The organism is Flavobacterium croceum DSM 17960 (genome assembly GCF_002917885.1).
GTDB lineage: Bacteria > Bacteroidota > Bacteroidia > Flavobacteriales > Flavobacteriaceae > Flavobacterium > Flavobacterium croceum.
In genome coordinates this window covers 42,960-68,050 of the sequence record NZ_PQNY01000007.1, presented here as the reverse complement: position 1 = coordinate 68,050, position 25,091 = coordinate 42,960, and the positions used below count along the sequence as shown (strand labels likewise).

The following is a 25,091-nucleotide window of genomic DNA, read 5'->3' as shown; positions in this document are numbered from 1 at the left end:
AAGGTATAGGTGGTTTTTGACTGTTATGAATAGCCAATTATGTTAATGAATATTCAAATATGTGTTTTGATTTTTTTAACCTTTATATTTCTTTTCCAATTCGGCCTGAAACTCTTCCATAACGGGCTTCACTGTGCTTTCGGGCAAATCTGAAATTCGTATATACATTAAACCGTCTACAGCATTATTAAAAAGCGGATCTACATTAAAAGCTACTACTCGGGCATTTTGTTTGATGTATTTTTTTATAAGAACTGGAAGTCTTAATGTTCCTGGTTCTACCTCATCAATAATTTTATCAAACTTATTTAAATCGGCTTCCGCTTCATTAAACACAAAATCTTTATCGGCGTCTTTTAGCTTAACTTTAAATTCTTTTTTTGGATGTACATATTGAGCCACATAAGGGTCGTAATAATGCGATTTCATGAACTCAATCATAAGCGATTTGGAGAACTCTGTAAACTTATTACTAATACTTACACCGCCTATTAAAAATTTGTGTTCTGGATAGCGAAGTGTGGTGTGAACAATACCTTTCCATAACAAAAATAATGGCATCGGTTTTTGCTGATATTCTTTAATTATAAAAGCTCTACCCATTTCTATAGATTGCGACATCATAGAATACAATTCGGGTTCAAACCTAAACAAATCGTTCAAATAAAAACCTTCTATACCATGCTTTTGGTATATTTGACTTCCAAGCCCCATTCTGTAAGCCCCTGCAATAACTTGTGCTTCATCGTCCCATAAAAACATATGGTGGTAATATTGATCAAATTGGTCTAAGTCTATAGATTCGTTTGTGCCTTCTCCAACTTCTCTAAAAGTTATTTCACGCAAGCGACCAATTTCGTGTAGTATGTTGGGTATTTTATCTGCTGTAACCAAGTAAACCTCGTAATTTTTACTTTGCAACAATCTATAATCTCCATTTTTCACACTGCTAATTTCTTCGAGTATTTTATCGTGATTGGCGGGTTTTACTATTTGCTTTTGCTCTTTTGGTAGTTTTAATGAAGGTACAGAAAGCAATTTACTTTGATTGTCAAACGAGTTGGCAAGCATATATGTTTTTTTGCGCAAAAAATCACAATAACTGTTTAGCGTTTCATGTTCATTTTGTTCTGCAACCGAAATGGGTTTTCCAATACGCACTTTGATAACTCTGTCTTTTTGCGTCAGTAATTCGCTTGGTAATTTTGCTGTGCGTAATGTGTCGTTTATTTTGGAAAGTAAATAAAAAAGCTTACTGTTTTTTGCGTGAAAATAAATAGGAACCACAGGTACTTGTGCTTTTCTAATTACTTTTATTGCTCCTTCTTCCCAAGGTTTATCTACAACCAATTTTCCGTCTTTGTAGGTAGAAACTTCTCCAGCTGGGAACATTCCGAGAGGTTTTCCTTCACTAAGATGTTTTAATGTTTCTTTAATACCTACCACACTAGATTTTGCATCTTTGTGGTTTTCAAACGGATTAACAGGCATTATATATGGCTTCATCGGGTTTATACGATGAAGTAAAAAGTTGGCTATTATCTTAAAATTTGGTTCTCTTTCGAGCATTAACTTTAGTAATAATATGCCATCTATACCGCCTAGAGGATGATTGGATATGGTAATGTAAGCGCCGTCTTTGGGTAGTCTTTTTAAATCTTCTTCGGGTACTTCAAATTTTATTTGAAACTCGTCTAGAATAGCATTTAAAAATTCTATATCACTTAAATGTTTATTTCTATCATAAATTTTGTTTAAAGTAGATATTTTGAGCACTTTCATAAGCAACCAACCAGAAAACGTACCAAATACGCCGTATTTATCTGTATTTATTACTTTGGCAACTTCTTTTGCAGTGACTAGACCCATTCTTTAAAAAAATAGTATAAATTATTACTAAAAAACAAATATAGCAATTCTAGCCGAAAATTGAATAGAGTATCGATATATTTGAATTGTAAATGCATTTTGATTGGTTTTTGATAAAGGTTTTAATACTTTTGAAAAGCAAGAAATTGTAAATAGTAACAAAGCGACACGAACAATGTGGTGCAACAATGTACCATTAAAACAACATTTAATATGAAAATTATTTCTTACAATGTAAATGGCATAAGAGCAGCAATTACAAAAGGTTTTTTAGACTGGTTGCAAGTTGCAAATCCAGATATTATATGTCTTCAAGAAATTAAAGCTACTGAAGATCAAATACCAAAACTAGAAATAGAAGCGGCAGGGTATGCGTATCAATATTATTTTCCTGCACAAAAAAAAGGATATAGTGGTGTAGCTATTTTATGCAAATCTGAGCCGAAGAATGTGGTTTTTGGAACAGGGATAGATTATATGGATTTTGAAGGTCGAAATATAAGAGTTGATTTTGATGGTATTTCTGTAATGAGTTTATACTTACCTAGTGGTACAAATATCGATAGACTCGATCATAAGTTTAAGTACATGGATGATTTTTTTGACTACATAAATCATTTAAAAAAGAGCATACCTAATCTTGTTATTTGTGGAGATTACAATATTTGTCATCAAGCTATAGATATACATGATCCAATACGCAATGCCAAAGTTTCTGGTTTTTTACCCGAAGAACGTGCTTGGCTCGATAAGTTTATTAAAAACGGAATGGTAGACACCTTTAGACACTTAAATAAAGAACCGCATCATTATAGTTGGTGGAGTTATCGTGCTAATGCGAGAGCTAATAATAAAGGTTGGAGAATAGATTATTGCATGGCAACACAAACATTGCAACCTAATATAAAAAGAGCGCTTATTTTGCCCGAAGCAAAACATAGTGATCATTGTCCAATTTTGGTTGAAATTGAATAAAGTAAAAAAGAGATTTGTAGTTGTAAACACAAATCTCTTTTAATACATATTTTAGAATACAATAAAATTGATTTTCCTTTTAAATTTTATCAATCAAATCAAGAGCTTTATTTATAGTTTTTACATTGTCAAAAGTTAGTAAAAGGCGTAATCCGTTTTTGGTTTGTTTTTCTTTCATTTTACACAAATTGCCATGTTGTTGTACAAATTGTAATACCTTATGAAATTTTGCCGATTGGTAAAAATCACTTTGTTGATCGGCAATAAAATACCCAATCATTTTATCCTGCTTAAGTACCAATTTTTCTACACCTATTTGTTTGGCTTTCCATTTTATTCGAATGCTGTTTAATAAATTTAAAGCAGGTTTTGGTATCGTTCCAAAACGGTCGATTAATTTGTCTTGGAATTTTTGTAAATCGTTTTCGTTTTCAATTTGACTTAATTCGTTGTAGAGATTAAGACGCTCTGTAACATTGTTTATATATTCGTCTGGAAAAAGTAATTCAAAATCAGTATCTATAGTAAACTCTTTTACAAATTCTCTAGTTTCTATATCTGTGTCTGTTTCATACAAGTCTTTAAACTCATTTTCTTTGAGTTCTTCTATAGCTTCATTCATTATTTTTTGATAGGTTTCAAAGCCAATTTCATTGATAAATCCGCTTTGTTCGCCTCCTAATAAATCGCCTGCTCCTCGTATTTCTAAATCTTTCATAGCAATGTTAAAACCACTGCCCAAATCGTTGTATTGCTCTAAGGCTTGTATTCGTTTTCGGGCATCGTCTGTCATGGCAGAGTAGGGAGGAGTAATGAAATAACAAAAGGCTTTTTTGTTGCTTCGTCCCACTCTTCCTCGCATTTGGTGCAAATCTGATAGACCAAAATTATTCGCATTATTTATAAAAATTGTATTGGCATTGGGTACATCGAGTCCGCTTTCTATAATAGTAGTAGCAACAAGTACATCAAAATCACCTTCTATAAAAGCAAGCATTAATTCTTCTAGTTTTTTACCATCCATTTGACCGTGCCCTATGCCTACTTTTGCACCAGGTACTAGCCTTTGAATCATTCCTGCGACTTCTTTAATGTTTTCTATTCGATTATTAATAAAAAATACTTGTCCGCCACGTTGTATTTCATAAGAAATAGCATCTCGAATCACTTCTTCATTAAATCGAACGACTTGTGTTTCTATAGGATATCTATTGGGTGGAGGTGTTGTAATTACAGATAAGTCTCTTGCTGACATTAATGAAAACTGTAGTGTTCGGGGTATAGGAGTAGCCGTAAGTGTAAGTGTATCTACATTGGCAGAAATGGTTTTGAGTTTGTCTTTTACATTTACCCCAAATTTTTGTTCTTCATCTATAATAAGTAATCCTAAGTCTTTAAACTTTACATCTTTGTTTACCAATTGATGTGTTCCTATAATAATATCTACCTTTCCTTCGGTTAGATTTTTAAGTGTTTCGGCTTTTTGTTTCGCAGTTCTAAAACGGTTTAAATAATTTACCGTTACAGGCATTTCTTTTAACCTTTCAGAAAAAGTTCTATAATGTTGGTATGCCAGTATCGTTGTAGGTACTAAAACAGCCACTTGTTTGCCATTGTCTACAGCTTTAAAAGCGGCTCTAATAGCTACTTCTGTTTTTCCAAATCCTACATCACCACAAACCAATCTATCCATAGGTCTGTCTAGTTCCATATCTGCTTTTACATCTTGGGTAGCGGTTATTTGGTCTGGAGTGTCTTCGTAAATAAACGAGCTTTCTAATTCTTTTTGCAAATAACTGTCGGGAGCACAAGCAAACCCTTTTTCCAATCTACGTTTTGCATAAAGTTGAATAAGGTTGAAAGCAATGTGTTTAACTCGAGCCTTTGTTTTTTGTTTTAAAGTTTTCCAAGCTGTAGAGCCTAGTTTGTAAATTTTTGGAGCAGTACCATCTTTGCCGTTGTATTTTGATATTTTGTGTAGCGAATGAATACTTACATACACAATATCGTTGTCTGCATAAATGAGTTTAATAGCTTCTTGCTTTTTTCCTTCTACATCTATTTTTTGTAGACCACCAAACTTTCCAATTCCATGATCTATGTGGGTTACATAATCACCAACGGCTAGTTGTGTAAGCTCTTTGAGTGTAATGGTTTGCTTTTTTGAATACCCATTTTTGATAGAAAATTTATGGTATCTTTCAAAGATTTGATGATCTGTATAGCATGCTATTTGTAATTCTTCGTCAATAAAGCCTTGATAAAGAGGTAGCACAAGCGTTTTATATTGCTTTAAAATAGCTTCATGTTGTTCTTGAGCTATATCTTCAAAGATGGCTTCAAAACGTTGTGCCTGACTTTCATTGGAACAAAATAGAATGTTTTTTATGCCATGAAAATGATTTTCGTTTAGGTTGTTAAGCAATAAATCAAACTGTTTATTAAAAGAAGGTTGAGGTTGAATATGGTATTCAAAAGTATTTTCGATAGAAAAACAAAAAGGCTTTGCTAATTCTACAACCGTAAATTGACGAGCCGTTTTTATAAATTGGTTTCCATTTACAAAAAGTTCTTCGGGAGTAGCATGCTTAATATCGGTAGATAATTTCTGAAAAGCTTCGGTAGCTTTGTCAAAAAGTTTGTTAAGTTGTCCAACTAAATGCTCAGAATTTTGAATAAAAACAACCGTTTTATCTGAAATATATTCTAAAAAACTCTCTCTGTTTTCTTCCAGAAACTTATTTTCAACATTGGGTATAATCGCTACTTTTTTGTGGCTCTCTACAGATAATTGAGTTTCTACATCAAAACTGCGAATGCTATCTACTTCATTTCCAAAAAATTCTATACGATAAGGTTTGTCGTGCGAAAAAGAAAATACATCAACAATACCTCCACGCACAGAAAATTCGCCAGGTTCGGAAACAAAATCTACGCGTTTAAAATTGTATTCAAAAAGTGTTTCGTTAATAAAATCGAGCGAAATTTTTTCTTGTACTTGAATTTTTAATGTGTTGCGTTCGAGTTCTTTTCTTGTTACTACTTTTTCAAATACAGCTTCGTAATAAGATACGATTAACGCAGGTTTTTTTCGAGAGTTAATTCTATTTAAAACTTCTGCTCTAAGTAGAACATTGGCATTGTCTGTTTCCTCTATTTGGTAAGGACGTCTATACGAACCAGGATAAAAAAGTACTTCCTTGTCGTTTATAAGATGTTCCAAATCATTTAAGTAGTAAGCAGCTTCTTCTTTGTCATTACATAAAATAAGCAAAGGCAAATCGAGAGTTTTAAAAACAGCTTGTAATGCAAATGAGAGCGAAGAACCAAGAAGCCCTTCTACAGCTATTTTGTTTTCTGGTTTTTGCAATGCTTGTACCAAAGCAAGCGTTTTTGGGCTGGTTTGGTATAGATTTTCAATAGAATGAATGTTCATATTAATGAATAGCTCTTGTGGTATCTTTCATTTTAATAATATCTGATTCTCCTTCTTCTGTTGGAATTTGATTTCTTTGTACAATATTTTCCATTTGAAGTTGTAAAGACACCACTTGGTCGTTTATTTCGGCTATTAAACCCGTAACTTTTTTATCGGGAACAGGGTTTAAATGTATATATAAGTCGAGCGTTTTAACTTTGGTAATTAACGCTGTTATTCTTGTTTTAATAGATAGAGTGTTAAATTCTGTAGGAATATTATTGTTGAGTTCTTGAGATTTCAACGTTAATGCTTTGGCTTTTTTTTGAAAAGCACCGAGTGTACTTTTTGGCTTCTGATTGATTTCGTTTAAAAAATTACGCCATTCCATCCATGAGTTTACTTTTGCTTGCACTGTAGCATCTAGTGGTACCAAAGTAATAATCCAGCCTTGCTCTATTTTTTTAAAAATAGTTTCTGCTTTTTGAGCTTCTATTTTTTGCAAAGCAGTAATTTCTGTTTCTTCATTTTTACAAGAAACATTTAAAAGCAGTAAAGCAGTACAAAATAGTGTAATTAATTTCATGTTTTTAACATTGTTGTTATGGCATATTTGCATCGATTTTTAACCGAGTTAGGTAAGCAACTCTTTTATTAAAGCAATATGTTTAATACACCATCTATTTTTTGTGGTTTTCAAAAATACAAAAGTACAATTTAAGACTAAATCTATTTAACAAACGATTTGCAATCTGTTTTAAAAATCTGTTTTTTTGCGAATAATGTAAAAAAGAGGTCTGAATTTCTAAAAAAATATATCTTTGTAGTACAAACAAACGACTATGACCCCTAAAATTCTTATTATTGGTGCTTGCGGACAAATTGGTACTGAGCTCACAACTACACTACGAAAAATTTATGGAAACGATAATGTTATTGCTTCCGATATTAGAAAATTAAACAACGATATTGTAAATCATGGTATTTTTGAAGTAGTAAATGCGCTAGATTACAATCAAATACAGCATTTGGTAGAGCAATATGAAATTACAGATGTGTATTTAATGGCAGCATTACTCTCTGCAACGGCCGAAAAAAATCCTGCTTTTGCTTGGGATTTAAATATGAATTCATTGTTTCATGTACTTAATTTGGCAAAAGTTGGCAAAATCAAAAAAATATTTTGGCCTTCAAGCATTGCTGTTTTTGGTCCTACAACTCCTCGAGAACATACGCCACAATATACCATAATGGAACCCACCACAGTATATGGAATTTCCAAACAAACGGGCGAGCGTTGGTGTGAGTATTACCATCATCAATACGGGGTAGATGTAAGAAGTATTCGTTACCCAGGATTAATAAGTTACACTACCGAACCAGGTGGCGGAACTACAGATTATGCGGTAGATATTTATCATAAAGCATTGGAAAAAGGTAGTTTTGAGTGTTTTTTATCGGCAGAAAGTAAGTTGCCTATGATGTATATGGAAGATGCGATAAGGGCTACAGTAGAGATTATGCAAGCAGAATCAGAACAGGTAAAAATACGATCGTCATACAACCTTTCGGGAATAAGTTTTACCCCATCAGAAATTGCAAAAAGTATCCAGAATTATATACCTGATTTTACAATCTCTTACAAGCCTGATTTTAGACAAAAAATTGCCGATAGTTGGCCTGCATCAATAGACGATAGTTGCGCTAGACAAGATTGGGGTTGGAAACATAAGTACGATTTGGATAGTATGACTAAAATAATGCTCGAAAATTTAAAAAAATAGTTACTTTTTTTGTAATTTTTCTATTAAAGCATCTTCTATAGGTGCTTTGATTTTTAATACTTCATTGGTGTTTTCGTTGGGTATTGTCATAGAAAGTACGTAGTGTTTTATTTTCCAGCCTTGTTTGGTTTTAACCAATACGCCACTACCTCTACAAATTTTCATTTGTGTTTGCAATAACTCATCAAACCAAGCTGTTTTTAAGTCGGTTGAAAAATAAACATGACGTTCTAACGCTTTAAAATTCCAAGCTTTTCCCTTATCAAAATAAGGTTTTGCAAATTCCATAAAGTTATTTTTATTCCAATTTTCAGTAGCATCTGTTCCTATAAAAATGGCATCGTCTGTAAAAAAATCAAAATATGTTTGAAATTGAGCCTGTCCAGTAGCCAAGTGCCAACTGTTAAGTGTTTTATTAATAGTTTGTTCTTCAGTCACATTTGTAAGCGATGCACAGCTTGTTGCAAACAGCAAAATCACAATTATTTTTTTCATGATAAATTATATTGGATGTAAAAGTATGAAAAACAGAGTGTTTATGTAAAAAAATATAGAGAACAAAACAAAGAAGTGCTTCATTATCAGTAAATGGGAATTAAAAATTAAGTTTTATTACTAAAGAAAAGAAGCATAGTATTGAATTGATTGTTTTTTTATAAAAAGAATTAACTTTTTATTAGAAATATTGATTTTACCATTTGCTAAAGCTTTCTTAATTTTGCTGTAGGAAAATTATTAATTTATTCTGAAAATTATGTCTTTACAGCTTACAGAAATTGAACGTGTAAAAACAATTTCCAAAGAAGATTTTTACAATAATTACGTAAAAAAACAAAAACCTCTTGTTATAGAAGAGCTTACGCACGATTGGCCAGCATACAATAAGTGGCATTTAAACTATATAAAAGAGGTAGCTGGAGACAAAACAGTTCCTTTGTATGATGACAGGCCTGTGTCGTACAAAGATGGGTTTAATGAAGCTCACGCGACTATGAAAATGGGTGAGTATATAGACTTATTGCAGAAAGAACCTACAAATTATCGTATATTTTTATACAATTTAATGAAAGAAGTGCCACTTTTAGTCCAAGATTTTAAATGGCCTAATATTGGTTTGCGATTGGTAAAACAACTTCCAATGTTATTTTTTGGTGGTGAAAATTCGAGAGTTTTTATGCATTTTGATATTGATTATTCTAATATTTTGCACTTTCATTTTCATGGAAAAAAACGTTGTGTTTTGTTTGCTCCAAGTCAAACCAAATACATGTACAAAATTCCTCATTCGTTAATTTCAAGAGAAGATATAGATTTTGATAACCCCGATTTTAATAAATTTCCAGCCTTAAAACAAGCACAAGGTTTTGTTTGCGAGCTTAATCATGGCGAAATGCTCTATATGCCCGAAGGATATTGGCATTATATGAAATATGTTACCGCAGGATTTTCGATGAGTTTGCGAGCTTTTCCTAGAAAAATGTCCAATCTTTCTAGGGCTGCTTACAATGTGTTTGTTATGCGCCATTTTGATAATTTGATGCGAAAACTAAAAGGACAAAGCTGGATAGATTATAAAAATGAAGCCGCAATAAAGCGTACTCATAAACAATTACATATTACTAAATAAATTTTACTACTTTAGCTACCAAACCATTTGTAAAATGCAGGCAAAAGCTATTGTTTTTATTTACCGTTGTTTTTTATTGCTGTTTAGCTTTTTACTATTTGGGCAAGAACTACCACCTATTATTAAATACCCTTCTACTGTATACCATGCAGGTAATCAAAACTGGATGATTGAACAAGATCAAAATCAGTTTATGTATTTTGCCAACAACGAAGGATTGCTAGAGTATAATGGTGCCGAATGGACGCTTTATCCATCTCCAAATGAAACAATTATAAGATCTGTTAAGGTAATAGGTAATCGTATCTATACAGGTAGTTATATGGAATTTGGTTTTTGGGAGCGTAAAGAAAGCGGTCGCTTACAATACACATCACTATCTCAAAAAATAAAAACTAAACTTATAGAAGACGAGCATTTTTGGAATATTATTTATCTAGACAAATGGATTTTATTTCAATCATTTAAGCGTATTTATATATATGATTCTCAACGTAAATCTTTTCAGTTTATAAACAATCACCCATATATATTTCGCTGTTATAAAAACAATAATTCTATTTATTTTCAGGGTGTTGGCGAAGGTCTTTTTGAAATTGTAAACGGCAAAAGTGTTTTAATTTGTGATGACCAAATTATTAAAAATAATAGAATCGTAGAAATTTATCCAAGCGATGACGGAATGCTATTGCAAACAGAACGTGCAGGGGTTTTTAAACTTAAAGGAGGTTTACTTACTCCTTATCATTTTGTGTCTGAAGATGAAATAAACTTAAATTCTATTTTTAGTGCCAAAAAACTATCTGATGGCGGGTATGCTTTAGGAACTATATCAAACGGTATTTATATACTTGATTCTAATGGTAAAATAAGACATCATATTATTCAAAATTTAGGTATAAGCAACAATACCGTTCTTTCTTTACTAGAAGATACAGATAACAATTTGTGGTTGGGCTTGGATAACGGGATTGATTGTATTAATTTACAATCACCTATACGAAGCTTTAAAGACGATGGAGGTTATCTAGGTACTGTATATGCCTCTATTGTTTTTGGAGATTATTTGTATTTAGGCACCAATCAAGGTTTGTTTTATAGAAAGCAAAGTACGGGAAGTAATTTTCAAATGATTGCTGGAACTAAAGGTCAAGTGTGGTCTTTAATGATTTATGACAATACATTATTTTGTGGTCATGACTTAGGAACTTTTGTTGTTTCTGGAAACACAGTCAATCATTTGTATAGACAATCGGGTACATGGATGTTTAATAAAATAGATAATCATCCAGATTTGTTGGTTCAAGGAAATTACAATGGATTGTCTATACTTCAAAAACAAGGTAATACATGGGTGTATCGCAATAAATTATTAGGGCACAATATATCTTCTCGTTATTTTGAAATAGATAGCAAAAACAATATCTATGTTTGTCATGAATATAAAGGTATTGTAAAACTTGTAGTGAATCCAGATTTTAATTCTGTAAAAAAACTTTACACACTATCCAATCCTACAAAAGGTAAAAATATAGGATTGACAAAGTTTAATAATGTTATTTATTTTGCAGGTAAACAAGGTTTTTTTCAGCTTAATGAAACAAAAAACATTTTTGTTCGAGACAATGAGTTAAGTAAAATATTTGATAATGAAGAGTATATTTCTGGAAAGCTAATTGTAGATAATTATAATAAAATGTGGTTGTTTACAAAAAGTTATATTTATTATTTCTCTTCGGGCAATTTTACAAAAGGATTGAAATTCCACAAAATTCCAATACCTGCCAATATTACAAATACAATGGTTGGCTATGAAAACATAAGCCATATTTCAAACAATAGGTATTTGGTTGGCAAAACCGATGGATATTTTATAATAAATCTAAATGACTTTAGAATAAAAAGTCATAAAGTAGTATTAAGTAGTGTTGTAGTTAATAAACTAGAAAATAGAGAAAAAAATCAGTCTATTGTAAAAAAAGGAGTTTTAGATTCAGATGAAAACAATATTGTATTTCAATATACTGTACCGCAATACAATAGCTTTATTAATGTAGAGTATCAATATATTTTGGAGGGCTTACAATCAAAATGGAGCGAATGGAACTCGCGTACTTCGGTTTCTTTTAAAAATCTTTCGCCAGGCGACTATATATTTAAAGTAAGAGCCAAAGTAGCCAACTCAAATCCCGAAAACATTGCAACATATAGTTTTACAATTAATAAGCCTTGGTATGCTACAAACCTAGCCATTATTATTTACTTATTGCTATTTATTGTTTTAGCAAATTATGTAAATAAAATGTATCAAAATTATTACCATAAGCAACAAGATAAACTTATAGAAGAAAACAATCGTTTGCTAGAGATAGCCGCTTTAGAAAATGAAAAACAATTAATGCAGTTGCGAAACGAGCAATTATCTCAAGATGTAGACGCAAAAAACAAGGAGCTAGCCGTCTCTACATTATCTTTAATTAAAAAAGACGAGTTACTTGCCATAATTAAAGAAGATCTTAAAAAAACAGCAGAAACAAACGATGGCAAAAGTTTAAAATCTGTGATATCATCTATTAATAGTAGTATATCAAAAGATAACACTTGGAATACTTTTAAAGAAGCATTTGATAGTGTAGATAAAGATTTTTTAAAGAAAATCAAAGCGGCTCACCCTACACTTACGTCAAGCGATTTAAAACTGTGTGCTTATTTACGCTTAAACTTGTCATCAAAAGAAATAGCACCTATGTTAAACATCTCTATTAGAAGTGTTGAAATAAAACGATATCGTTTGCGTAAAAAATTAAATTTATTACATGATGATGGGTTGGTAAATTATATTTTAAGTATATAATAGGATATTTAAAACGCTATTTTACCTCAACATTACCTCTACAATAAAACGTTTTCGAAACAACTTAGTACCCAAAAAACAATAAATTTTGGTTCATTATTACCTATACACTAGCTGTATTTACAACACTTTTGCTTTTTGCATATAATTAATTTTAAAAGTGTATAATTTTTGTAAAGGTTGATTATTGATATCCAATTATTTTTTAGAATATTTTAGCATATACCAAATAAAAATTAAATTTTTTGTCATATGCTTAAAAATTATATCTCAATGGTTGGATTTATCCTATTCAGTATGTTAGGATTTTCACAATCGCAAAAAGTATCCATAAAAAATAGCGCATCGGGTTACAAATTAGAAGTAAACGGTGCAGATTTTTTTGTTAATGGAATGAATTGGGATTATTTCCCTATTGGAACCAATTACAATTATAGTTTGTGGAAACAATCTGATGTTGTAATTGCAAAAGCACTCGATAATGAGATGAGCCTTTTAAAAAACATGGGAGTAAATACCATAAGGCAATATACAGGTATACCCCCTAAATGGATAAAATACATTTATGAAAAATATGGTATTTATACTATCTTGAATCATTCGTTCGGAAGATATGGTGTAAATGTAAATGGTGTTTGGCAAGCAAATACAAATTATGCCAACCCAGCTGTGCAACAACAACTTCTAAAAGAAGTAAACGAAATGGTGCAAGAAACCAAAAATACTCCAGGATTACTAATGTATCTTTTAGGAAATGAAAATAATTACGGACTTTTTTGGCAAGGTGCAGAAACAGAAAACATACCTTTTGAAGACAGAAAAACCACCAAAGAGGCACATTATCTGTACACATTATTCAATAAAGCAGCATTGTCAATCAAAGCAATAGATACAAACCACCTTGTTGCTTTGTGTAATGGCGACACGCAATTTATAGATATTATTGCCAAAGAATGTAAAGATGTAGATGTGTTTGGAGCCAATATGTATAGAGGTATAAACTTTACAAATGCTTTTGAAGAAATAAAAACAAAACTTAACAAACCTGTGCTATTAACAGAATTTGGTAGTGATGCTTTTAATGCCAAAACAGGTAAAGAAGATCAAATGGCACAAGCAGAATACTTACTTAATAATTGGAAAGATATTTATCAAAATGCTGCTGGAATGGGTAAAGCAGGAAATGCTCTTGGCGGACTTACATTTCAGTTTAGCGATGGCTGGTGGAAATATAGTTTAACATCCAATTTAGATATTCACGACACAAATGCTTCATGGTCTAACGGAGGTTACTCGTTTGATTATGAAAAAGGTGAAAACAATATGAACGAGGAATGGTTTGGTATTTGCGCAAAAGGAAACCCCGAAGATAACGGACTTTACACCTTGTATCCAAGAGCAGCCTATTATACACTAAAAGAAGTTCACAAGTTTAATCCCTACCAATCGACCAATTCTATAAATTCACATTTTAGTTCAATATCGTTAAACGAATCTGCTTTCAAATCAAAAGTAGATAAAGTTGCTTCGCAAAGTGAGAATAACAATCTAATATCTTTAAGCCGACTTACGGCAGAATTTACCACCTTCAATACAGGAGGGAAACTTATCACAACACCCGACACTCCAGTAGCAAACAGTACAAATTACCCCAATCAGCTAGGGTTTGATCACATGGAATCTTTTTATATTGGAGCAGAGGTAAAACCAGCAAGTAATGTAAGTGCTAGTGTAGAATTCAATGTTTTGGGTAATGTTGCTGAAAACCCAATAGATGAGGTTTTCTATGAAAACAGAGGCAGAAAAATTACAGTAGACACCAATAATGGACAAAAAGTAATTTCAGACAATAATCGTATTCAAGTATATCGTTCCAAATTTAATTGGAATGAAAAATATTTTAACCTAACAGGTTTTTATAGAACAGGACATTATCATTGGGGTTACGAAGGCGATTTCTTCGGATTGTATCCAGAGGCTAATTACGGATCGAATATTGATATTTATAATGGTGATGCCCCAGCAGGTATTGAAGTAGAAGGAAAAAAATTCTTGCATGGTTTAAAAGTAGCTTATGGACCGCAATTATGGTGGGGAGCTAATCCAGCAGTTTTAATAAAATATTCTACAGAGTTATCCAAATTTAAAATTACAGGTATTTATCATGAAGATTTAGAGCAGTCAGGTAATATTAACAGTTCATTTGCTGTACCACAACCTAAAACAAGAAGAGTTACTTTACACACAAATAGAAAAATTGGCGATTTTTCAATAGATTTAGGTGGTATTTGGGCAGGCCAACCTCTCGAAGGTAGACAATTTCAATTGGTGAGAGAAGAAAATGGAGCTTACAATGTCTATCAAGATAAAATAAATGCCAAAGACACTTGGGGTGGAAAACTAAAACTTACCTATCAAGGTGGAAAATTCAACTGGTATGGTCAAGGAGCTGTAATGGGATTGGTAGCCAATGGAGGAGCAGATTATACCAAAACATTTACAGGTTGGACTCTTAAAGATAGTGGTAGTGGAAATCAATACAATTTTTTAAGTGGATTTACTTATAGTGTAGGAAAACTTCAAATAGCACCAAACTTTTTATGGCAAAAACCTATAGAAGGACCTATTACAAAAGATGTTCCAGCACCTGCAAGACCAAGAAATATTCTAGAAGATCCATTTGTAGTAAGAGCAAATAGAGAGCAAGTAGCAGGCGAAATATTATTTACTTACGACCCTACCCCTGCCACGTGGATGTACGACTGGGATAATGATAATACAGAAGACGCTCCATTTGCAGTAAGCGCAGGATTTGTGTATAGACATTTACCAACTTCACAAGATGCCGCTATTGGTATTCAAAAAGATGGACGCTCTACCTATGCGTTTAATGGAGCGGCACCCGCAAAAGATTTATGGGAAGCAAAAGCTAAAATTGCCTCTAGAGTAAATCAAAATTTTGGTTTAATAGCCAATTTATATGGAGGTACGGCTCAGGCAAATGGTAGTGATGCTAGAACCATTAAACGTTCTGGAATGGACGTACGCGTAATTTACAAAAAAGTAAAATTAAATTATTTCTTAAAAATTAACGATTGGGGGCCATTTGATTATCATAGAGATTTTAACTTAACTTATCCTATGCAACAAATGCTGGATTTATCAACCCAATTAGGAAAAATAAATTTCATTTCTGTTCCTAATACAAAAATTGGTATACGAGGTACTTATAGAACCCTAGATCAATATTCTCCAAGATATAGCCCTGTTTTATCTATAGATGCGGCTGGAAATTTTGTAAGCAATCCAAATGCAATTGGTTTTGATAACGGAAAAGAATGGGAAATACGAACTTATATCCAATTTAATTTATAAAAATAGGATTGAATTGTCATAAAAAATAGTTGGTTTTAAACACAATGAAATAGACGATTACACATCACTTTAAAAAATCAATAAATAGATACATATGAAAAAATATAGTTTTATAATATATATAGCCAGCTCATTACTATTTTTTACATCATGCGAGAGAGATGTAGAAAATTTAGATGCAGCAACCTATCCAACCAATGGAGAAGTTTTTATAGATGCATTTAGTTCAGGTTTAAATTATGCTGCCTTTGGAGGTTCTGTACCTACAGCATTTCAAGTAGATAATGCAGTTACCTATAACAACTCTAGTGCATCTATGCGATTTGATGTTCCCAATGCTAATGACCCTAATGGGGCATATGCAGGAGGTTCATACTTTACAAACATGCCAAGAAATTTATCGGGTTATGATGCGCTTACATTTTGGGCAAAGTCTTCTCAAACAGCCACTATTGATGTGGTAGGTTTTGGTAATGATTTTGGAGAAAATAAATATCAAGCTTCTATATCGGGGCTACAAGTAAGCACAGCTTGGAAAAAATATATTATTCCAATTCCAGATCCATCAAAATTAACCGCAGAAAAAGGTATGTTTTTTATATCTGAAGGCCCAGAAAACAACAACGGATATAGTTTTTGGATTGATGAGGTTAAATTTGAAAAACTAGGAACCATTGCACACCCACAAGCTACAATACTAAATGGCGCCAACCAAACAGTTACTTCTTTTATTGGTGTGTCAAATACTGTAAATGGTTTAACCGCTATATTTAATATGCCAAATGGTACAAATCAAGCAGTAAATGTTACGCCATACTATTTTACATTTAGTTCATCAAATACTAATGTAGCAACGGTTAGCCCGCTAGGTGTTGTAAATACTATTGGTGCAGGTACAGCCACTATTACAGGAAAATTAGGTTCTATAAACGCAACAGGTTCTTTAATTATAAATTCTCCTGGTAGTTTTGTTCATGCGCCCACACCAACTCGTAGCCCTAGCAGTGTAACATCTTTATTTAGTGATGCTTATACTAATGTTCCTGTAGATTACTACAATGGTTATTGGGCGCCATACCAAACTACTCAATCAGCAGATTTTGAAGTTGCTGGCGATCATGTTCTTAACTATACCAACTTTAATTTTGTAGGAGTACAATTTTCTTCTCCTGTAATAGACGCAACAATGCGTACTCATTTACATTTAGACTTATACATTCCAAGTACATTAGCAAGTGGAGCAATATTTAAAGTACAAGTTGTAGATTTTGGGGCAGACGGTGTTTATGGAGGCGGAAACGATACGAGTAGTACTAGAACTTTTACAGCACCAACACTACAAGGACAAAATTGGGTAAGTCTAGATATTCCATTTAGTTCATTAACAGGTTTGGCATCGAGAAGCCATTTAGGACAAATTATTTTTGAAGGAACTAATATTACCAACTTCTACACAGATAATATTTATTTTTATAATGATGGAAGTATAATTCCGAGTGTTCCAACGGTTGCTGCACCTACACCTACAACCCCGTCAAGCAATGTAATTTCTATTTTTAGTGATGCATATACCAATGTAGCGGGTACAAACTTCAATCCAAATTGGGGTCAAGCTACACAAACATCAATAGTTAGTATTGGAGGAAACAATACATTTAAAATGCAAGGGTTAAACTATCAAGGTATACAGTTGGGTAGTAATCAAAATGTTTCTTCAAAAACATTTTTACACGTAGATTATTACACTGCAAATTCAACTTCTTTAAAAATATATTTAATAAGCCCTGGCCCAGTAGAAACACCATATACTTTAACAGTTCCTTCTATGGGAGGTTGGCAAAGCATAGATATACCACTTACATCATTTTCACCTGTAGACCTATCCAATGTTTTTCAATTAAAATTTGACGGTAATGGCGATATCTATATGGATAACATTTATTTCAAATAATTTATAACTCGTAATAATTTTAAAATATGACTCACTATAAATTTATAATAAAGTTTTTTGCTATAACACCGTTGTTGTTTTTAGCATCTTCTTGTCAAGTAGATGATAAGCAAAAAATAGAACAAAAAAATTGGTCATTAGTATGGAGCGACGATTTTAACGATGCCTCTGGAACCCAGCCTAATCCCACCAAATGGACTTATGATATTGGAAATAGTGGCTGGGGAAACAGCGAATTACAATACTATACAAATAGACCAGAAAACGTAGCTACCGATGGTAATGGAAATTTAGTAATTACTGCCAAAAGCGAAATATACAATGGAGCTCCTTTTACATCGGCACGTATTAAAACGCAAGGATTGTTCTCTCAAAAACAAGGTCGATTTGAAGCCCGAATTAAAACACCTTATGGACCTGGTATTTGGCCAGCATTCTGGTTACTTTCAGATAATGTGAATACCGTAGGGTGGCCTCAATGCGGAGAAATAGATATTATGGAATTAAGAGGGCAACAACCTCATATTATAAATGGTTCTTTGCATGGGCCTGGTTATTCGGGAGGCAATGCTATGACAACGCCTTATAGTATTCCAAACACACGTTTTGATGTAGATTATCATCTGTTTGCCGTAGAATGGTACGAAGACCATATCGATTATTTTGTAGATGATTATTTATATCAAAGAATAAAAAAATCTGATGTTTCTGGAGAATGGGTTTTCAATAATTCTTCTTTCTACATTATTTTAAATGTAGCTGTTGGCGGAAATTACGTAGGGTTTCCAACAGCACAAACACCTTTTCCTCAAAAAATGTATATCGATTACGTAAAAGTTTATCAATAGTATAAGGTTCAAAAATGATTCCAGTAAAAGAAAATAAAGCAACAACATTAGAAATAAAAAATTTTGATGGCATTCCATTTTATCAAATTACAAACCATGATAAGATGCCAGCTTTTTTTATGACTATTTTAAGTCCTTCCAATCATTGGATGTTTATATCGAGTAATGGAGCACTTTCTGCAGGAAGAAAAAATGCCGACTACGCTTTATTTCCGTATTACACCGAAGATAAAATTACCGAATCTGTAGAAAACACAGGTTGCAAAACGATTATCAAAGGAATTTACAATCAGGAATCTTTTATTTGGGAACCTTTTTCGACCAACCAACAAACTACTTTTAGTATTTGTAGAAATTTATACAAAAGTGTGTATGGCAATCAAATAATTTTTGAAGAAATAAATGAAACACTTCAAATTACATTTAGATACCAATGGAGCAATACAGAACAATTTGGATTTGTACGCAAAGCTACACTCGATAATTGGAGTACAAAAACCTACGATTTAGTTGTTTTAGACGGATTACAAAATATACTTCCGGCAGGTGTTGGTAGCGATTTACAAAACTTGTATAGTAATTTGGTAGATGCCTACAAAAGTAGTGAGCTAGTAGAAGAAGTAAGCTTAGGTATTTATGCGCTTTCTGCTGTAATTGTAGATAGAGCTGAACCTAGCGAGGCGCTTAAAGCCAACACCATTTGGAGTTTTGGGTTAGAAAATTCAAAAATATTACTTTCTGTAAACCAACTAGAACATTTTAGAACCAACCAAAATATATATACCGAAAACGAAAATAAAGGTGGAAAAGGAGCTTATTTTTTAGTAAAAAATATACAAATCAAAACAGAAACCAAAGAGTGGTTTATTGTTGCAAACGTTAATCAAAATCAGTCAAAAGTAGTTAAACTCAGTAACGAATTAAAAAATCCATATCAGGTAATAAATGCAGTTTTAACCGATATTAAAAACAACACCAATAGTTTAATAAACTTGGTTAATACTGCCGATGGAATTCAAAAAACAGGCGATTTTTTAAAAGATTCTCGCCATTTTGCTAATGTAGTTTTCAACTGTATGCGAGGCGGTGTTTTTGATAAAAACTACCAAATTACCAAAGATGATTTTGTTGCTTATTTACAAAATGCTAATCCTAAATTGGCAGCACATTTTAAGCAAAACTACTACAATCAATTGCCCGAAAACTTTTCAAAAGATATTTTAGAAGAATTAGATTTAAGCACTAATAATATTGATTTTAAACGCTTTGCCAAAGAATATCTGCCGTTGTATTTTAGTAGAAGACATGGTGATCCTTCACGACCTTGGAATAAATTTTCTATCAATACTCAAAACGAATTAGATGGTAGTAAAATATTAGATTATCAAGGAAACTGGCGTGATATTTTTCAAAATTGGGAAGCATTAGCTTACGCTTACCCAGATTTTGTTGAAAACATGATATATAAATTTCTCAACGCATCAACTTTTGAAGGGTACAACCCATATAGAGTAACCAAAGATGGCTTTGATTGGGAAATTATAGAACCCGATGATCCTTGGGCATACATAGGTTATTGGGGCGATCATCAAATTATTTATTTGCTTAAATTTTTAGAATTTATTGAAAATTACAATCCTAATGCGTTACAAAATTTATTTACACAAGAATCATTTGTTTATGCCAATGTTCCCTACAAAATTAAGCGCTACGCAGATATTGTAAAAAATCCAAAAGACACCATTGAATTTGATTACAAATTAGACGAAAAATTACAGCATAATAAACTAGAATTTGGTGCTGATGCTTTGTTGTTGCAAAATGAAAAGCACCAAATACACCAAGTAAATTTTATTGAAAAAATACTAGCAACTATCTTGTCAAAGTTATCCAATTTTATACCCGAAGCAGGTGTTTGGATGAATACGCAAAGGCCCGAGTGGAACGATGCAAACAATGCTTTGGTAGGTAATGGCGTATCGGTAGTTACGTTGTGTTATTTAAGACGATTTGTAGTTTTTTTCTTAGAAATTCTAGAAAAATCTACTTTAGAAGAAATAAAAGTATCTCAAGAATTAATTGACTTTTACAAAAGCACTCGTAAAATATTTGAAGATAACCAACATTTACTTGCAAACAAAATAAGTGATACAGATAGAAAATTGATAGTAGATGCTCTTGGAGAAACAGCAAGCTCTTATAGATGGCATATTTATGAACATGGTTTTTGGGGTGCCAAACGCAGTATATCTCTAAGCGGATTAAAGCGTTTTTGTACAGTTGCGCTTGATTTTATAAATCATACTATACAAGCTAACGAGCGAGAAGATAAACTTTATCATGCTTACAATTTAGCTTCTTTTAGTAATACTAAAATTTCGATTTCCTATCTCAATGAAATGCTCGAAGGGCAGGTGGCTGTTTTAAGTTCGAAGTTTTTAAATGCCCAACAAGCTTTACATGTTTTAGATGCTTTACGAAATAGTAATTTGTGTAGAAAAGACCAAAACAGCTATATTTTGTATCCGAATAAAAAACTACCTTCATTTTTAACAAAAAACACTTTTTCCAAAGAAGATATTAAAGATTCTCTTTTAGTAAAAGAATTGTTAGCAATAGGCAATTTAGAGATTATAGAAGAAGATGTATTGGGGAAATTACACTTTAATGCCAACTTTAAAAATGCTTCCAATTTAAAAGAAGCATTGTATCGATTAGACACGTCTACTTTTTCTTGTACTGAAAAAGAAATTGTTAAGGTGCTCGATTTGTACGAACAAATATTTAATCATAAAGCCTTTACAGGTCGTTCTGGAACTTTTTATGGCTACGAAGGGCTTGGTTCTATTTACTGGCACATGGTTTCCAAACTTATGTTAGCAACACAAGAGTGTGTGAAAGATGCCTATGTAAACCAAGCCGATACAAGTATTCAAAAACAACTTATAAACCATTATTATCAAATTGCCGAAGGAATTGGAGTACATAAATCGCCTACACTCTACGGTGCATTTCCTACCGACCCTTATTCGCATACGCCTGCTACAAAAGGAGCACAACAACCCGGAATGACAGGTCAAGTAAAAGAAGATATTATTTGTCGTTGGGGCGAACTAGGAGTCAATATTTCTAATGGTACACTGTTGTTTAATCCTTTTTTCTTATCTAGAGAAGAATTTTTAAAAACAGCAGAAACGTATAGTTACTATACTGTAAACAATCAACTTCAAAAAATTAATGTAGAAAATCAAACAGTAGCATTTACTTTTTGTCAAACCCCCGTGATTTATAAAATATCAGATACCAACAGTTTAGAAATAATTCTTAATTCTGGAGAAAAATCTAAACAAGAACATTTTGAATTGCCAAAAGATGTAAGTGCTGAAATTTTTAAAAGAACTGGAAAAGTAAAAGCAATTTATGTTTTTATAAATGAAGAACAACTTTTAAACAACTATAAATGAAATTAAAAGGAGTACATATTTTAGTTTATATAGCAATACAATTTTCTATGGCTCAAAATAAAAGTTGGGAAGTAACAGCTTGGGAAACTTCTGCACAAGGCAAATTGTTACAAAAAAAAGAACTTGTTTTAGAAAATACACAATCGAGTGCTGTAATTAGGTTAGAACCACAAATTAAGTTTCAAAAAATTGTTGGGTTTGGAGGAGCTTTTACAGAATCGACCACCTATTTGCTTTCCAAGTTAAGTGCTCAAAACAGAGCTAAAATTTTAGAATTATATTTTTCAGAATCAGGTGCAAAATACTCACTTTGTAGAACTCATATCAACTCTTGCGATTTTTCATTAAATCATTACGCTTACGCAAATACACCCAACGATGTTGATTTAAAAGATTTTAGTATTGCAAGAGATGAAGAAACAATTATCCCAACCATAAAAGAAGCACAAAAATATTCTAAAAATGGATTTAAACTTATAGCCTCGCCTTGGACAGCCCCTATTTGGATGAAAGACAACAATGCTTGGGTTGGCGGAAAATTAAAAAAAGAATATTACAAAACGTGGACTTTGTATTTTCAGAAATACTTTGATGCTTATAAAAAACATAATATCAATTTTTGGGGATTAACGGTAGAAAATGAGCCTAACGGAAACGGAAACAATTGGGAAAGTATGTTGTATTCTCCAGAAGAGATGACAGATTTTGTTCAAAATTATTTAGGGCCACATTTAGAAAAAAACCACTATAAAGACATTCAAATTTTGGGTTACGACCAAAATAGAGCCGATTTAAAAAAATGGGTAGATGTTATGTTTCAATCTGAAAAAACATCAAAATATTTTGCAGGAACAGCCGTTCATTGGTATGAAAGCACCTACGATTATTTTCCTGAAGCTCTAGAATATGCACATAGCAAGTCGCCAAACAAATATTTAATCCAAACAGAGGCTTGCATAGATGCCGAAGTGCCCGTTTGGAAAGACGATAATTGGTATTGGCAACCTCACGCTACAGATTGGGGTTTTGATTGGGCATCTGAACAAGAAAAATACTTGCATCCTAAATATGTACCCGTATACCGCTACGCCGAAGATATAATAGGTTGTTTAAACCATTGGGTAAACGGTTGGGTAGATTGGAACATGGTTTTAGACAAACAAGGTGGGCCAAACTGGTTTAAAAATTGGTGTATTGCCCCCATTATTGTAGACGCCGAAAAAGATGAGGTCTATACCACACCACTATATTACATTATGGCACACTTTAGCAAGTTTATAGAACCTAATGCCCACAGAATAGGATTTTCAAATACTGCTAATTTGCAGGTAACCGCATTAGAAAACCCAAATGGTTCAGTAGTGGTTATTGTATTAAACAAAGAATCAAATAAACAAGAGGTTCAGTTACAGCTACATGGTTTTTCTAAAGTTGTAGAACTAGCCCCGCAAAGCATACAAACTATTGTGTTCAACGCAAAACAATAAAACATGAATACTAATACAAATAACGGTAGAGTTCCATTTGTGCAAAAAATGGCTTTTGGAGCAGGGCATTTGGTTAATAATTTATTTCCTGGTGCTTTAGGCGTGTTTTCATTTTTTCTTCTTACAGCTTTTGGTATAGATCCTATATATGCAGGGCTCTTATCTGCAATTCCTAGGTTTATAGATGCTTTATCTGATCCAATTATTGGTTTTATTTCCGATAACACACACTCTAGATGGGGGCGTCGTAGACCATTTATTTTTGTGGGAGCTATTTTATGTGGTTTGTTTTTTATTGTTCAATGGCAAATGGATGAAAAAAACGGAACAGTATTCAATTTTTGGTACTTTCTTATTTGTTCTATTTTATTCATTTTGTTTAATGCCATTTTTGCTACACCATTAATAGGCTTAGGCTATGAAATGACTAGCGATTATAAAGAACGTACACGTTTAATGGGATTTTCTCAAACCATAAGTCAATTAGCTTGGATGATTGTGCCTTGGTTTTGGGTACTTATTGCCGATAAAAATTTATTTGCAAATCAGGCAGAAGGTGTGCGAAAGCTCTCTATAGTAGTTGGTTTAATTTGTATAGTATTGGGTGTTTTACCTGCTTTATTTTGTAAAGAAGAAAACACAACACCTCCTGAAAATCAAGCAAAACTGAATCTTAAAAATGCTTTCAATAATTTGAAACATTTAATGAAAGATATGAAAAACATGTCTAAGAATAACCCATTTATGAGACTTTGCGGAGCTACATTTTTAGTCTTTAATGGTTTTCAAATGGTTTCATCATTCAGTTTTTTCATTATTGTGTTTTATATGTTTAATGGCAGTTATGAACAAGCTGGAACTTTACCTGCATGGTTTGCTACTATAAGTGCTTTGGCTACTGCTTTTTTGGTAATTCCTATAGTAACATTCTTAGCAAATAAGTTTGGTAAAAAGAATGCTTTTGTTATTTCAACCATTATTTCAATTCTAGGATATGTTTTAAAATGGTGGGGCTTTAATCCAGAAAATCCTTATATGATATTTATGCCTGTTCCATTTATTGCATTTGGACTAGGTGGATTGTTTACCCTAATGATGAGTATGACCGCCGATGTATGCGATTTAGATGAATTGAGAAACGGTTTACCTCGTAGAGAAGGAACTTTTGGTGCAGTATATTGGTGGATGGTAAAATTAGGGCAAGCTCTAGCACTTGCTATAGGCGGATTTGTACTAGAAGGCGTTGGTTTTGACCAAAATGCAAAAGTACAATCTATAGAAACAATGCACAATTTAAGAATATGGGACATAATAATTCCATCTGTAACAGCAGGATTAGCTATACTCGTAATGTGGAACTACGATCTTTCTGAAGAACGTGCTATAGAAATTAAAAAAGAACTTGAAAAAAGAAGAGCTCAAAATTAATTAAAAATAAG

The 25,091-nt window shown here is 32.5% G+C and carries 14 protein-coding genes; 10 read left to right on the top strand and 4 right to left on the bottom strand.

What is annotated here, in order from left to right:
• Positions 1–75: 75 nt before the first annotated feature.
• Entirely contained in the window at positions 76–1,869 is a 1,794-nt protein-coding gene (locus Q361_RS06565; protein ID WP_103725927.1) for a GNAT family N-acyltransferase, read from the bottom strand.
• Between the two features lie 213 nt (positions 1,870–2,082).
• Here Q361_RS06565 and Q361_RS06560 point away from each other — a divergent pair, with 213 nt between their 5' ends.
• Positions 2,083–2,844 (top strand): exodeoxyribonuclease III, encoded by a 762-nt coding sequence (locus Q361_RS06560; RefSeq protein WP_103725926.1) that lies wholly within the window; start codon positions 2,083–2,085, stop codon positions 2,842–2,844.
• 79 nt (positions 2,845–2,923) lie between these two features.
• On the opposite strand, the gene mfd is transcribed toward Q361_RS06560, so the two are convergent.
• Both mfd and Q361_RS06550 read right to left on the bottom strand, forming a co-directional pair.
• On the bottom strand, positions 2,924–6,280 hold the full coding sequence (gene mfd / locus Q361_RS06555) for a transcription-repair coupling factor (RefSeq protein ID WP_103725925.1): 3,357 nt from the start codon (positions 6,278–6,280) through the stop codon (positions 2,924–2,926).
• 1 nt (position 6,281) lies between these two features.
• On the bottom strand, positions 6,282–6,848 hold the full coding sequence (locus Q361_RS06550) for a hypothetical protein (protein ID WP_103726005.1): 567 nt from the start codon (positions 6,846–6,848) through the stop codon (positions 6,282–6,284).
• 256 nt (positions 6,849–7,104) lie between these two features.
• On the opposite strand from Q361_RS06550, the gene Q361_RS06545 reads away from it, so the two are divergent.
• Positions 7,105–8,046: an L-threonine 3-dehydrogenase gene (locus Q361_RS06545; RefSeq protein WP_103725924.1), complete on the top strand. Its 942-nt coding sequence runs from the start codon at positions 7,105–7,107 to the stop codon at positions 8,044–8,046.
• On the opposite strand, the gene Q361_RS06540 is transcribed toward Q361_RS06545, so the two are convergent.
• Positions 8,047–8,541 carry a nuclear transport factor 2 family protein gene (locus Q361_RS06540; RefSeq protein WP_103725923.1) on the bottom strand — a complete coding sequence of 165 codons (495 nt, stop codon included), beginning with the start codon at positions 8,539–8,541 and terminating at the stop codon, positions 8,047–8,049.
• A 259-nt stretch (positions 8,542–8,800) separates the two neighbouring features.
• Between Q361_RS06540 and Q361_RS06535 the strand changes: the two genes are divergently transcribed.
• The 8 genes from Q361_RS06535 to Q361_RS06500 all read left to right on the top strand — a co-directional run bounded on the left by Q361_RS06535 (position 8,801) and on the right by Q361_RS06500 (position 25,080).
• Complete coding sequence (locus Q361_RS06535; protein WP_211290369.1) at positions 8,801–9,673, top strand: cupin-like domain-containing protein; 873 nt, start codon at positions 8,801–8,803, stop codon at positions 9,671–9,673.
• A gap of 34 nt (positions 9,674–9,707) precedes the next feature.
• Positions 9,708–12,527 carry a helix-turn-helix and ligand-binding sensor domain-containing protein gene (locus Q361_RS06530; protein WP_103725921.1) on the top strand — a complete coding sequence of 940 codons (2,820 nt, stop codon included), beginning with the start codon at positions 9,708–9,710 and terminating at the stop codon, positions 12,525–12,527.
• 273 nt (positions 12,528–12,800) lie between these two features.
• Positions 12,801–15,902, top strand: a complete 3,102-nt coding sequence (locus Q361_RS06525; protein WP_245874613.1) for a glycoside hydrolase family 2 TIM barrel-domain containing protein — start codon at positions 12,801–12,803, stop codon at positions 15,900–15,902.
• Between the two features lie 94 nt (positions 15,903–15,996).
• Positions 15,997–17,853: an Ig-like domain-containing protein gene (locus Q361_RS06520; RefSeq protein ID WP_103725919.1), complete on the top strand. Its 1,857-nt coding sequence runs from the start codon at positions 15,997–15,999 to the stop codon at positions 17,851–17,853.
• A 26-nt stretch (positions 17,854–17,879) separates the two neighbouring features.
• Positions 17,880–18,701 carry a glycoside hydrolase family 16 protein gene (locus tag Q361_RS06515; protein ID WP_103725918.1) on the top strand — a complete coding sequence of 274 codons (822 nt, stop codon included), beginning with the start codon at positions 17,880–17,882 and terminating at the stop codon, positions 18,699–18,701.
• 14 nt (positions 18,702–18,715) lie between these two features.
• The gene (locus tag Q361_RS06510; protein ID WP_103725917.1) at positions 18,716–22,165 is read left to right on the top strand and encodes a hypothetical protein; all 3,450 of its coding nucleotides are present in this window, start codon (positions 18,716–18,718) and stop codon (positions 22,163–22,165) included.
• Positions 22,162–23,652 (top strand): glycoside hydrolase family 30 protein, encoded by a 1,491-nt coding sequence (locus tag Q361_RS06505; protein WP_211290368.1) that lies wholly within the window; start codon positions 22,162–22,164, stop codon positions 23,650–23,652. The genes Q361_RS06510 and Q361_RS06505 overlap by 4 nt, the downstream gene beginning before the upstream one ends.
• Before the next feature lie 3 nt (positions 23,653–23,655).
• Positions 23,656–25,080, top strand: a complete 1,425-nt coding sequence (locus Q361_RS06500) for an MFS transporter (RefSeq protein WP_103725916.1) — start codon at positions 23,656–23,658, stop codon at positions 25,078–25,080.
• Positions 25,081–25,091 lie beyond the last annotated feature (11 nt).